This window comes from Chryseobacterium sp. DZ-32 (genome assembly GCF_059587025.1).
The window spans coordinates 34258-46503 of record NZ_JCAIOM010000001.1; the positions used below are offsets into that span (position 1 = coordinate 34258).

The following is a 12246-nucleotide window of genomic DNA, read 5'->3' on the forward strand; positions in this document are numbered from 1 at the left end:
AAAAGAGAGTCATATCAACTCTCTTTTATTTTATCTCGGTAATCTGCTGGCTCTTTTTAGTAATTCCTGATTGATGTCGTTGATCAGTTGCGGACCTTCATAAATAAATCCGGTATACAACTGAACCAGTGTAGCCCCTGCATCCAGCTTCTCCATCGCATCCTTAGCAGAGTGAATTCCTCCTACTCCAATGATTGGAAATGCCCTGTTGCTTTTATCGGAAAGGTATTTGATCATTTTTGTACTTCTCTCACGAATGGGCTTTCCGCTTAATCCACCATTTCCTATCTGTGCTAAAACTTCCGGAGAGGTTTTCAGGCCTTCTCTGTTCACGGATGTATTGGAAACTACAATACCATCTATTTTTGTTTCAGCGATCAGATCAATGATTTCGTCTAACTGATTGTTATTCAAATCCGGTGCAATTTTCAGTAATATAGGTTTCTGTACAGATTTTGACTGGTTTATTTTTTTCACTTCCGTAATCAGTTCTCTCAGATAGTCTACATCTTCCAGTTTCGCGTGGCTTCCTACGTTCGGGCAGCTCACATTCAATACAAAGTAATCTACATGAGGATGAAGACCTTCAAAACAGTCTAAGTAATCCTGCGTATAATTTTCCGGACTTGTATCTGTATTTTTCCCGATGTTTCCACCGATGATTATTTTTCCTTTATTGGATTTCAGTTTTTCAATAGCTGCTTCAAGACCATCATTATTGAATCCCATTCTGTTGATGATCCCACCATCTTCAATCAAACGGAACAATCTTTTCTTAGGATTTCCGGCTTGCGCTCTCGGGGTAACGGTTCCTATTTCTACAAATCCGAAACCAAGATCTCCCAATTCGTTAAATAACACTGCATTTTTATCGAAACCGGCAGCCAGTCCTACAGGATTTTTAAATTTCAATCCAAAGACTTCTCTTTCCAGACGTTTGTCTTCAATAGGTTTTGGTAAAAGCAGTTTGGTAAGAAATCCAAAATTTTTAAGCATTGAAAATGTAAAATGATGAACTTCTTCAGGATCAAATTTGAAAAGGATCGGACGAATGAGCGATTTGTACATTGAAAAAAAGTTTTACAAAATTACTCATTTTAAAATTAATGCTAGATTGATGTAGGATATTTTATCGAAATATCTCATATACAGCATCTATAAGATATACATATTGGTGAGATAATTTTCTAAACGCTACGACCGCAAAGAAATAGGACAATCATGAAAACATTTGGTTCGCAAGGGCGTTTCATTAAGCGAAGTATGCACTATCAGCCTTTGCTGAACGAAGTGCCCTTGCGAGCGGAAATAAAAGCTATTTATCAATAACTTTGCGAGCATTGCATTAAAACAATATGTACAGAGAAATCTGTGTTATCTGTTAAATGGAATGGGATACTTAGAAATCCCATCCTTGTCAAGGTTTAAAACCTTGACAAGGATATTTAAAATCTTAAGGTTTTCATGAAGAGTACGCACTCAGATCGAATTTCAGAATATCTCCTACTCTTTTGAATTCCTCATCTATAGTAGCATTTACGGTGATTCTTTCGTTAGAAATGGGATGATTAAAAATCAACTGATGGGCATGAAGTGTCATTTTATTGATGTCAAATGTCTGAAGCCACAACTTATTTTGTTTGTTGCAGCCATGTTTGCGACAGCCCAAGATCGGATGGAGAATATGTTTAAAATGTTTTCTCAGCTGATGAAATCTTCCCGTTTCAGGGATAGCTTCCACTAAAGAATATCTCGAAGTCTGATGCTTTAGAAAAGGTAAATCTATTTCTGAAGTCTGCAACCGACGATAGTACGTAACAGCATTTTGTGTGACTTCATTTTCATTAACTAAATCATAATCAATGGTTTCTTCTTCTTTTGTCCAGCCACGAAGAATGGCCAGATATTTCTTCTCCACATCGCGTGATGCAAACTGATCGCTCATGATTCTAAGAATATCTTTATCCAGAGTAAAAAGCAGAACCCCCGAAGTTTTCCGGTCTAACCGATGTACGGGATACACTTTTTGCCCGATCTGTTTCTTCAACTCCTGAATAGCATATGTATCAGCTTCTCCGGCATAAAAAGATTTATGAACCAGTAATCCGCTGGGTTTGTTGATGGCAATAAGATGCTCGTCACGATAAAGAATTTCTAACATCCGGCAAAAGTAAAGATTTTTCGATTGATATTATATGCTGCCATCTTTGTAAACCTAACAGGTTTAGACATTCCTTTATCAATAGCCCCGATCTGAGAGAAAATCCCGCAGTGAGGCGGCGGCGCGAAGCAGAGCCGCCGAGCGAGGAATTGCAACGGAGAGCGGGTTCCCGGCTCCTGAAAAATTAAATTGTCAATATTTATCTGTTTATTAACTGCTTTTTTTATTGAATCTCATGATTTTGGATCCAAATTGCTATTTTTGCATTTCAGACGTAAAAAAATTATGGCAAAGCAAGAAGATGTTTTCAAGAAAGTGATTTCTCACGCTAAAGAATATGGTTTTATTTTCCCATCGAGTGAGATCTATGATGGTTTATCCGCTGTTTATGATTATGGACAGAACGGTGCCGAACTAAAAAATAATATCAAACAATATTGGTGGAAAGCTATGGTACAGCTTAACGAAAATATTGTCGGCATTGATTCGGCGATCCTTATGCATCCTACAACCTGGAAGGCATCGGGCCACGTAGACGCTTTCAACGATCCATTGATTGATAATAAAGATTCTAAGAAACGTTTCAGAGCAGACGTTTTGGTGGAAGATTATTGTGCTAAAATTGAAGATAAAGAGAATAAGGAAATCGAAAAGGCAGCTAAAAGATTCGGTGAGGCTTTCGATAAAGATCAGTTTGTATCTACCAATCCAAAAATTATTGAATACAGAGCAAAAAGAGAGGCTATTCTTTCAAGACTGGCAAAATCTCTGGAAAATGAAGACCTTGCTGATGTAAAAGCTTTAATTGAGGAGCTTGAAATTGCAGATCCTGATACAGGTTCTAAAAACTGGACGGAAGTAAGACAGTTCAACCTGATGTTCGGGACAAAGCTTGGTGCTTCTGCTGACAGTGCTATGGATCTTTATCTGAGACCTGAAACGGCTCAGGGTATTTTCGTTAACTTCTTAAACGTACAGAAAACTTCACGTCACAAGCTTCCTTTCGGTATTGCACAGATCGGTAAAGCATTCAGAAATGAGATTGTTGCGAGACAGTTCATTTTCAGAATGCGTGAATTCGAACAGATGGAAATGCAGTTCTTTGTAGCTCCGGGAACAGAACTTGAATTCTACGAACAGTGGAAGCAGAAACGTCTGAACTGGCACAGAGCTTTAGGTTTGGGAGATGAGAACTACAGATTCCACGATCACGAAAAGCTTGCTCACTATGCTAATGCTGCGGCTGATATTGAGTTTAACTTCCCATTCGGATTTAAAGAACTGGAAGGTATTCACTCAAGAACAGATTTCGACTTAAAAGCTCATGAGAAACATTCCGGCAGAAAGTTACAGTTCTTCGATCCTGAAAGAAACGAAAATTATGTTCCTTATGTAGTGGAAACTTCAGTAGGTTTAGACAGATTATTCCTTTCCATATTCTCTCATTGTTTAAGAGACGAAGTGTTGGAAGACGGTTCAGAAAGAACGGTTTTATCTTTACCTCCGGCATTGGCACCCATTAAAGCAGCTATTCTTCCATTGATGAAGAGAGATGGTTTAGCAGAATATGCTGAAAAGATCTTCAATGATCTGAAATATGATTTCAACCTGTTCTATGAAGAGAAAGATGCCATCGGAAAACGTTACAGAAGACAGGATGCCATTGGTACTCCATACTGTATCACTGTGGATCACGATTCTCTTACAGATCACACGGTAACCATCAGAGACAGAGATACGATGCAGCAGGAAAGAGTTCCTGTTTCAGAGCTGAGAAGAATCATTGATGAAAAAACGAACTTCAGAAATTTACTTTCTCAATTATAGTTACAAAGCCCTGGTTTCAGGGCTTTTTTATTTTTCGCAACATATGGGTTAATTTATTATTTTTATCCCTCAAATTTTAACCATGAAAAAAATAACGCTGATGATGTTTGGTCTGATCCAGACATTTGCTTTTTCCCAAACTCAGGACCTGACAACTCTCGCTGCCGGCGACCATGTGGGGATGAATGCTCTATTCGATGATAAAGACAATCTGTACGGTTACGTTTCTCTCTATTCTTATGGTAAATCCGGTGACAAGACCAAGAAATTTGAGTATGTAATTCTTGATAAAAACCTCAACCCTGTTGCCAATAAAGAGTTTGAGGGAGATATCACGGCTGCTTCTTATCTGGGATATGTTGATTTTAAAGGTCAGATTATTTTAAAGCCTTCCATGATGGATTATTCTCTTGTGAAGAGCAAAGAAGTCTTTACTCCGGTTTCTATGGTAATCGATCCGAAAACCAACTCCATTACCCGGAAAATATATTACGACTATCTGGAAAACGGTACTTTCAAAGAGATCAACGAACCGAAGAGCTGGAAAGAACAACGTAAGGAAAACCGTGATGAGAAAAAAGAGAAAGGCTATAACTACGTTTCTGCGGTAGGAGAACTGAAAGAAGGCGGTTATTTTGCTGTTGAATACAAAGATTACGGCAAGTATGAAAACAGCAACAGCCTCATGAGGTTTGATGAAAACAAAAAGGAAATCTGGAGGTATCAATACAACACAGACGGCAGCAAAAAACTGTACACTACCCTTTCTGTTCTGGAAAGGGATGAGAACAATATGTACTGCATTATGAAAAAAGTGAATGACAAGCAGAAAACATTCAGCCTCATGGTTCTTGATATGAAAACCGGAAAAGAGAAATCCAGCAAACCCATTACCGGATTATCTGATGATACCATAGACAATATTGAATCTTTCTACTCCAATTACAGAAAGCTTGATAATGATAAAACCTTTGATGATAAAGTAGTTTTGCTGGGAAGAAACTATGATAACTCAGAATCAGTAGGGTTTGCGAGAATGCTCCTCAACAAATCCGATTTCTCTGTAGATACGAAAACAATTAATTATGAGCCCAACATCTCTGCTTTTCTCCCGAAGCTCAATAAAAATGGTATGGTAGAAAGCGGATACATGCTTCAGACTAAAGACATGTACTTTATGAATGATGGAAGTGTGGGTATTTTATCAGAAAAGTATAAGCCGGCCGGTCAGTATAACGCACCAAAGACGACTGATCTTGTGTACATCTACACGGATAAGGATTTTAAAGTGAAAAATGTTCAGGTTTTTGAAAAGGAAAAATCAAAATGGGTGAACAGCGATTATCTGTTTTCACAGTACCTTAACGGAGGAAAAGATGTGGTGTTTTTCTATCGTGACTATCAAAAAGATGAAGTCACCAAACAAAAAAGATGGAATCTGTTTATCAATACCATTATTGATGGAAAATTCAAACAGGAGATTATTCCGATCTCTGAAAAAGATAATTATGCAGTAACGCCATATGTAGGAAAAGAAGGTTATATCCTGCTTCGTGAGTATAACGAGAAAGAGAAATTCAATAAAATCCGTCTGGAGAAATTAAATTATTAAAATAATAAGAACCCTGACAAAACATCAGGGTTCTTTCTTTTGTGTTTAGGCTAAAGCCAGCGGAATTTTTATTATTTCAAAAACAGGCTCCCTTCTACTAAGCTCAGGACAATAGCCCATTCCTATCTTGATATTTCAATCATTTATAATTAAAATCAGTTTGCTTTTGCCAGCGTCTCATTCGTCTGATAAAAGTCTGCTATATTCTTTATTTCATCAAGGCTTAAGTTCCACATAAAGTTCAGAAACTGCTGGTAGCTTTCACTTTGATTTTTAGGCTCTATTCTATCCAGATACCGGTTCAGATTATAATTTTTTCTCGCCTCATATATTTTAGAGAAACATCTTCCCAGCCAGCTTTTATAATATTTTTCTTCCTCTTCATCCTGCAAAAACTGCATGGCAGCATAGATTCCCAGTCCATAATCTTCCGAATGGAAATAATTGGGTAAAATCTCCATCCTTGCAGTTTTTCTTAATGTTAAAAAAAGGTCTGAAGGTTTTTCCGGACTGACAGGAGTACCAAGCTCTGTAAAAGTCTTTTTAAGCGCTTCTATTCTTCTGGAAACTTCAGGATGCGATGCCAGAGAATCTTTGTTCAGCTTTTCTTTATAAAAGTTATAATTGTACAGGGAAAAATCTTCCTTTTTCATCCATTTCTCATTGAATGCCTGTCTGGGAAGATTAAACAGTTTTTTATAGGTTTCCACCTTTAATTCCCGGGGAGAGATCGTATCAAAATCCTGTAACCTCTGAAGAGCATTGATGAATTCTGTTTTCCTGAAATCACTGTTTTTAAAAATAACATACCCTAAAGAATCTGCCTGTATTTCATTTTGTCTTCTTTCCACGCTTTTCTTGTAGACTCTGTTTTTAAAAATATCGAAAGCCTTCTGGTTCTGGCTCTGGCTTCTGCTTGTCGTAGTGGATTTGATATTCTCAACCACCAGTTTATCCTGTTTATCCTGTTCTATAATTTTCAAAAAAGTCTTCAGGGAATGTTCCTCTATTTTATGTCCAAGCTCATGGGAAATCACTGCAGCAATCTGTTCCTCGTTATTCAGCCAGCTGTAAAGCCCCATATTGATGACAAAAGTTCCGTCAGCAAGGCAATAGGCATTGGGAGTGTTATCTTTGGCAATCAGAATTTTCAGATCGTGAGGAATTGTAGGATTATTCTTTTTAAGACGTTGAATCATAGACTGTATGCTGGTTTCAAATTCAGATTTAAAAATAAAATCATTATTCTTCACCTGCTTTTCGAAATCAGTTCCGAATTCTTTATAAATTTTGGATAATTCAGAGCCTGTTTTCCCGGAATATTGGGACTTTAACCTCTTTACAGTCGCTTCATTATTCCCTTCAAAACTCTTTAAAAATGCTTTTCTCTGTATATAATCTGCAGTATCTATCGGTTTATACATCTGGGCTGTTCCCAGGATTGAAAACAGGAAGTACCCCAATACAAAAATTTTTCTGGTCATAGTTTTCATCAATAAGAACAAAAATAACTTATTTGCTGATTCATTTTAAATTTTATAACCAAATTATTTTAAATTTGTTAAAGACCCATTCATAAACAATGAGAATACTAAAATATATGATAGGCGGGGCTGTAGCCGGTGCGGCAGCAGCTTATTTTCTGGGATATGATTATTTATTCAATGGCATTTCCAAAACCTATCTGAAAGGAAAATCAAGCGCCCATATTGATGATGGAAATCTTTTCCCGAGCAATCCTGTTGCAACAGAAGAACCCAAACTCTGGGAGGAAGATTCGGACTACAATAAAACAGAATTACCTAAACATTTAGTTGAAAACTTAAAACACTCCCGAACAGCTGCTTTGGTAGTGATAAGGAATGGAAAAATTCTTCATGAACAGTACTGGGATGGCTACAACCAGCTATCACAAACCAATTCTTTTTCTATGGCAAAAGCAGTGACGGTGATGCTTCTGGGAAAGGCATTGGAAGAAGGAATTATTCCAACTCTAGATGAAAAGTTCTCAGATTTTTATCCCGAATTTAAAAACAAACCCTTTGCAAATAAGGTTACCCTTAAGAATTTGGCCCAGATGGAAGCCGGACTGGACTGGAATGAAGATTACAACAATCCTTTTCTGCCCAATGCTAAAGCCTATTATGGAAAAAGCCTTGTAAAAGCTGTATTTTCCCGAAAATTTAAAGAAGAACCCGGTGTCAGATTTGAGTATCAAAGCGGCTCGACACAGCTTCTTGGTTTTGCACTCCGAAAAGCATTGAATCAATCACTAGCCGCCTATTTATCCGAAAAATTCTGGATTCCTCTGGGAATGGAACAGAATGCCAAATGGAGTACAGATGATCACGGTATGGAAAAAGCCTATTGCTGTATTCATTCCAATGCAAGAGATTTTGCCAAACTGGGACAACTTTTTCTGGATGATGGGAAAGCCGGAGATCATCAGATTCTCAATGCAGACTTTATTGAACAGATGAGAACTCCTACTGAAAAGTCTCAAAACATTTATGGAATGGGACTTTGGATCAATCATGACAATCCTGTCAAACATTATTATTTCCTCGGATTACAGGGACAATATATTATCATGGTTCCGGAGCATAATATGGTTATTGTAAAAACCGGAAGCTATTCCAACAATCCTAAGAATGACAGAGGAAGACCTGACCAGGTAAAATTCCTTGTGAATGAAATTGTAGAACTATTCTGATAAACAGTATGGAAAAACATAGCGCAAAAGTTGATGAATACATTGAAAAATCTCCCGATTTTGCAAAACCTATCTTAGATTATCTTCGTGAAATCATTCATGAAGCCTGCCCCGATGCGGAAGAAGCCATCAAATGGAAGTTTCCCACTTTCATGTATAAAGGGAAGATTTTATGTTCCATCACCGCTTTCAAGCAATATTGCAGCCTTGGATTCTGGCTGCATCAGGAAATGAAAACTTTACAGGAAATATAAACAAATACTGAAAAAAGTTCAATGTTCAGTTTAGGAAAAATAACCCGTCTTGAAGATCTTCCATCCCAACCTCAGCTGAAAAGAGCGATTAAAGAAGCCATGGAGCTTACAGATATGGGTGTAATGATGAAAAAAGCACCTCCATCGAGGATAGAAATGGAAATTCCTGATTATTTTCAATCTGCCCTGAATGCTCAGCCGAAAGCAAAAGAAATTTTTGAAAAAGCTTCACCATCTTTCAGAAAAGAGTATATTGCATGGCTTACAGAAGCCAAAACAGAAGCTACCAGAAATAAAAGATTGGAACAGTCTTTGGAATGGATAGCCGAAGGTAAAGGCCGCAACTGGAAGTACCAGAAAAAATAAAAAAACACACACAATGAAGAAAAAAATTATTCTCTTTTTCTTCCTGATTATTTCAATTTTTACATTCGCTCAGGAATTTGATTTTGAGGGACAATATAAGTATGCCCGAACACTATCGTCCAAAAATCCGGACAGCTCAGAAATCGTTCTGAATAAGATTATAGATTCTGCACGGAAAAGAAATCTCCCGGAATTTTTAGCAAAAGCTTATTATTTAAAGTCTTTCAACAGCTATCTGAGATCTGATGCTGAGAAAAGTCTTGATTTTGCAGATAAGGCGCTTACAATAGCGACCCAAAGCGATTACAGCATCGGAAAAGCTCTCGCATACAGAATGCAGGGAACTCAATATGCAAAGCTCGGGCTGCTTAAAGAGTCTTCTGCCAGCCTCCGGAATGCACTTGCTGAAGTAAAAAATAATAATACCGAAGAAGGACATGAGCTGAAAGGAATGATCTATAATTCTTTTTTGATCCTTCTTAACAAGGAACAATATAAAGAGAAAGCGTATTATTCCAAAAGTGCCATCCAGGAATTTCAGAAGCTTAAAAATGTCAGCAGAAGAAATGAACTGTTGATTTCCGCTTATACCAATATGGGATATAATTTATCTGAGGTAAAAAAATTCAGGGAGGCTAAACCTTATTTTGTAAAAGCCCTTTCGCTGGTAGGGGAAAACAATTATTATCTTCGGGCAAACATCCTGAATGATATTGGATTTTCTTTTTCAAAACAGAATAAACCGGACAGTGCGGTGCTTTATTATCAGAAATCGCTGGCCATTGTAGATCGGTATGGATTCAATGAAAAAAAGATTGAGGTTACTAAAAATCTTGAAGAAGCCTACGCCCAGCTTCACGACGATACCAATACCGAAAAATATAAAATTGAAAATCTTACATTAAAAGACAGCATTGCTTATAACAAGGCCATGGCCGTCAACAAAACACTTTCTAAAAAAGAAGAGAGTTTTCATCTGCAGCTCAATGAAAGCCATTCTGTCTCAAAAGGGCTTATTATTGCGTGCCTTGCATTGTTAATAATTTTAGGAGCTGTGATTTTCAATACCCTCCGTCTCCGTAAAAAACATAAAGAAGTTGTTGCCAGAATTTACAGAGAAGGCATTTCTCCTGTTATTTATGAGGAAGATCCACAGGAAATTTCTGAGGATATTCAGGCAAAAAATACCTCTACTCCATCAGAAATAAAAATTTCGCCGGAAGTAGAGGAAAACATATTACAGGGATTAAAAATATTTGAAGAAAACCTTGAGTTTAACAACAAAAACATTTCGCGTTACAATCTTGCCAACACATTGAATATCAATACAAAATATCTTTCAACGGTTATTAAGAAACATAAGAAATTCAATTTCAACCAATACATTAATCATCTGAGGATCAATTACATTGTTAACCAGTTGAAAAATGAACCTCAATACAGAAAGTATAAGATCAATCACCTTGCAGAAATTACGGGATATTCCTCCCACAGTGCTTTTTCTCTTGAGTTCAAAAAGATTACAGGACTTCACCCGTCTGCTTTTATCAAAACCCTTGATGAAATCTCCTGATTACTGTTCTGCTATGGTAAGATTATTATAGCCACCCGTATTGTTGAGTGAAAAATTCGCGAGGTTTGAATTATTTAAATTAAACCAGATATAAGGCATCAGCCTCTGCCCTGCTGTCATGTAGAATGAAGCGGTACAGTTACTTCCTGCATCAATATTTCCTACGCTGTTTGAGGACATGGTATTGGCACATTTTACGGTGTTGATAATATTGGTGACAGCCAGTCCGCCCGTATTATCATAAAGCTGCCAGATGGCTTCTATCTGAATAGGATTTAAAGGATCCGTTGTATAATTAATGGCCAGCGGAGCCAGATCTGTAGTGAAAGTGGCTACATAAATTCCATTTCTGGGAGCTGTAAAAATACCTGTCGCAGCATTAAAGCTCGTCCCGGAATTGCTCTCAAAAGTTTTACTCCAGTCTACAAGATAATTACTTGCTCTGTTCTGTAAACCCGCAGTTATAGTGGGAGCAGCAGGAGTTGCCAGTTTTACATTATTGGTCGTTTTGGCTGCAATAACGATTACTTTATTACTGGCAGACTGTGCTGTGAGCAAAGGAAGCCATTCATTTCCATTGGAATATTCCACACCGTTGTTATACCGTACGGCACCCTCATCTGCGGCTGCGGCTGTAAGGGCAGATGTTCCAAAACCAATGGCTCCGTTTCCGGAATTTCTGGCATCCACTTTTACTGCCGGGTTCAAAGTTCCTGCTCCTATTTTCCCTGCACTGTTCACAAGGATATCATTACTCTGCTGGGCTGGAGTAAATACAGCCCCTGAAGCAGGATTATCTTTTTGTCCGTCAATATGCAAAATGCCCTGCGGATTTGGGGTATTGATTCCAATTTGTGAAAATGCACACTGGAAGCTTAACGTCATTAAAATCAGTAAACAATTTTTTTTCATCATGTATGTTTTTATAATCCGAAAATACTTAAAGAGGTAAGCGTAGAATCGGTATCCAGGGTTTTTGAACTTCCCAGTTTCTGATTCAGGCTTACGGTAATATTATCACCCTGGTTCAGGTTGAAAATACCTGAGCAGTTTCCTGCGACGCGGTTTCCAATGGTATTGTTTCCGGGATAACTTCCTACACATTTGAAAACTTTACCGGTTGCGGAAGAGGTAGAATTGGTCTGGATCAAGGTTTCATATCTTGAATCGTCTGCAATACTTCCGGAAGCCAGTGAAAAGGTAAAGGATACAATATATACCCCTGTTTTTGAAGCTGTAAAAGTACCTGTACCGGCATTAAAGCTGCTGTTCACATCTGTTTTTTTAGTCCAGCCCGTAACGGCAGTCTGTACTCCATTGCTGAAACTTTGTATGGAAGCATTTTCAGCATCCACAAAATCATTGGGAGCCTTATGAGCCAGTGCTACCCAAGCTGTTCCGTTGGAATAGCTCAGATCCTGAGTTCCGGAATTATACCTCATCGCTCCTGCCTTTGCTGCAGATGCAGATTGTGAAGTTCCTCCGATGCCAATAGCATTCAGGCGTTCCCCTGATCTCAGATCCAGTCTTGTTTTGGGAGATTTTCTCCCTACTCCTACATTTCCGGAAGAAGTAATGACTACATCATCATAATAACTGGAAAGTATTGAGGTATTTGTATTTTTCTGTCCGTCAATATGTACTGCTCCTTCCGGGGAAGACATATTGATTCCTATCTGGGCCTTCATCGCTATGCTGCTGCAAATGATCAGGGCCAGTCCTAATTTTTTTATCATATTC

The 12246-nt window shown here is 37.9% G+C and carries 11 protein-coding genes; 6 read left to right on the top strand and 5 right to left on the bottom strand.

Annotated elements, in window-relative coordinates:
• Nucleotides 1-30: 30 nt before the first annotated feature.
• Together AC59HC_RS00135 and AC59HC_RS00140 are read right to left on the bottom strand one after the other, a co-directional pair.
• On the bottom strand, nucleotides 31-1068 hold the full coding sequence (locus AC59HC_RS00135; RefSeq protein ID WP_202841815.1) for a quinone-dependent dihydroorotate dehydrogenase: 1038 nt from the start codon (nucleotides 1066-1068) through the stop codon (nucleotides 31-33).
• 394 nt (nucleotides 1069-1462) lie between these two features.
• Nucleotides 1463-2161, bottom strand: a complete 699-nt coding sequence (locus tag AC59HC_RS00140; protein ID WP_496557774.1) for a pseudouridine synthase — start codon at nucleotides 2159-2161, stop codon at nucleotides 1463-1465.
• Nucleotides 2162-2446: 285 nt separating this feature from the next.
• Between AC59HC_RS00140 and AC59HC_RS00145 the strand changes: the two genes are divergently transcribed.
• Both AC59HC_RS00145 and AC59HC_RS00150 read left to right on the top strand, forming a co-directional pair.
• Nucleotides 2447-3988, top strand: a complete 1542-nt coding sequence (locus AC59HC_RS00145; protein WP_110008346.1) for a glycine--tRNA ligase — start codon at nucleotides 2447-2449, stop codon at nucleotides 3986-3988.
• 82 nt (nucleotides 3989-4070) lie between these two features.
• Complete coding sequence (locus AC59HC_RS00150) at nucleotides 4071-5600, top strand: hypothetical protein (protein ID WP_202841819.1); 1530 nt, start codon at nucleotides 4071-4073, stop codon at nucleotides 5598-5600.
• Nucleotides 5601-5755: 155 nt separating this feature from the next.
• On the opposite strand, the gene AC59HC_RS00155 is transcribed toward AC59HC_RS00150, so the two are convergent.
• Entirely contained in the window at nucleotides 5756-7084 is a 1329-nt protein-coding gene (locus tag AC59HC_RS00155) for a M48 family metalloprotease (protein ID WP_238349665.1), read from the bottom strand.
• Between the two features lie 98 nt (nucleotides 7085-7182).
• Here AC59HC_RS00155 and AC59HC_RS00160 point away from each other — a divergent pair, with 98 nt between their 5' ends.
• The 4 genes from AC59HC_RS00160 to AC59HC_RS00175 are packed head-to-tail and all read left to right on the top strand — an operon-like array spanning nucleotide 7183 to nucleotide 10506.
• The gene (locus AC59HC_RS00160) at nucleotides 7183-8313 is read left to right on the top strand and encodes a serine hydrolase domain-containing protein (RefSeq protein WP_496557775.1); all 1131 of its coding nucleotides are present in this window, start codon (nucleotides 7183-7185) and stop codon (nucleotides 8311-8313) included.
• An 8-nt stretch (nucleotides 8314-8321) separates the two neighbouring features.
• Complete coding sequence (locus tag AC59HC_RS00165; protein ID WP_411414173.1) at nucleotides 8322-8567, top strand: DUF1801 domain-containing protein; 246 nt, start codon at nucleotides 8322-8324, stop codon at nucleotides 8565-8567.
• Between the two features lie 21 nt (nucleotides 8568-8588).
• Nucleotides 8589-8933 carry a YdeI/OmpD-associated family protein gene (locus AC59HC_RS00170; RefSeq protein WP_411414172.1) on the top strand — a complete coding sequence of 115 codons (345 nt, stop codon included), beginning with the start codon at nucleotides 8589-8591 and terminating at the stop codon, nucleotides 8931-8933.
• A gap of 13 nt (nucleotides 8934-8946) precedes the next feature.
• Nucleotides 8947-10506 carry a tetratricopeptide repeat protein gene (locus tag AC59HC_RS00175; RefSeq protein ID WP_496557776.1) on the top strand — a complete coding sequence of 520 codons (1560 nt, stop codon included), beginning with the start codon at nucleotides 8947-8949 and terminating at the stop codon, nucleotides 10504-10506.
• On the opposite strand, the gene AC59HC_RS00180 is transcribed toward AC59HC_RS00175, so the two are convergent.
• Both AC59HC_RS00180 and AC59HC_RS00185 read right to left on the bottom strand, forming a co-directional pair.
• The gene (locus AC59HC_RS00180; protein WP_496557777.1) at nucleotides 10507-11421 is read right to left on the bottom strand and encodes a hypothetical protein; all 915 of its coding nucleotides are present in this window, start codon (nucleotides 11419-11421) and stop codon (nucleotides 10507-10509) included.
• A gap of 8 nt (nucleotides 11422-11429) precedes the next feature.
• Complete coding sequence (locus AC59HC_RS00185; protein WP_411414169.1) at nucleotides 11430-12242, bottom strand: hypothetical protein; 813 nt, start codon at nucleotides 12240-12242, stop codon at nucleotides 11430-11432.
• Between the last annotated feature and the right edge of the window lie 4 nt (nucleotides 12243-12246).

What these genes read in the sequence shown, in the direction of transcription:
- AC59HC_RS00135 (WP_202841815.1), bottom strand. Translation starts at nt 1,068, where the DNA reads ATGTACAAATCGCTCATTCGTCCGATCCTTTTCAAATTTGATCCTGAA.
- AC59HC_RS00140 (WP_496557774.1), bottom strand. Translation starts at nt 2,161, where the DNA reads ATGTTAGAAATTCTTTATCGTGACGAGCATCTTATTGCCATCAACAAA.
- AC59HC_RS00145 (WP_110008346.1), top strand. Translation starts at nt 2,447, where the DNA reads ATGGCAAAGCAAGAAGATGTTTTCAAGAAAGTGATTTCTCACGCTAAA.
- AC59HC_RS00150 (WP_202841819.1), top strand. Translation starts at nt 4,071, where the DNA reads ATGAAAAAAATAACGCTGATGATGTTTGGTCTGATCCAGACATTTGCT.
- AC59HC_RS00155 (WP_238349665.1), bottom strand. Translation starts at nt 7,084, where the DNA reads ATGACCAGAAAAATTTTTGTATTGGGGTACTTCCTGTTTTCAATCCTG.
- AC59HC_RS00160 (WP_496557775.1), top strand. Translation starts at nt 7,183, where the DNA reads ATGAGAATACTAAAATATATGATAGGCGGGGCTGTAGCCGGTGCGGCA.
- AC59HC_RS00165 (WP_411414173.1), top strand. Translation starts at nt 8,322, where the DNA reads ATGGAAAAACATAGCGCAAAAGTTGATGAATACATTGAAAAATCTCCC.
- AC59HC_RS00170 (WP_411414172.1), top strand. Translation starts at nt 8,589, where the DNA reads ATGTTCAGTTTAGGAAAAATAACCCGTCTTGAAGATCTTCCATCCCAA.
- AC59HC_RS00175 (WP_496557776.1), top strand. Translation starts at nt 8,947, where the DNA reads ATGAAGAAAAAAATTATTCTCTTTTTCTTCCTGATTATTTCAATTTTT.
- AC59HC_RS00180 (WP_496557777.1), bottom strand. Translation starts at nt 11,421, where the DNA reads ATGATGAAAAAAAATTGTTTACTGATTTTAATGACGTTAAGCTTCCAG.
- AC59HC_RS00185 (WP_411414169.1), bottom strand. Translation starts at nt 12,242, where the DNA reads ATGATAAAAAAATTAGGACTGGCCCTGATCATTTGCAGCAGCATAGCG.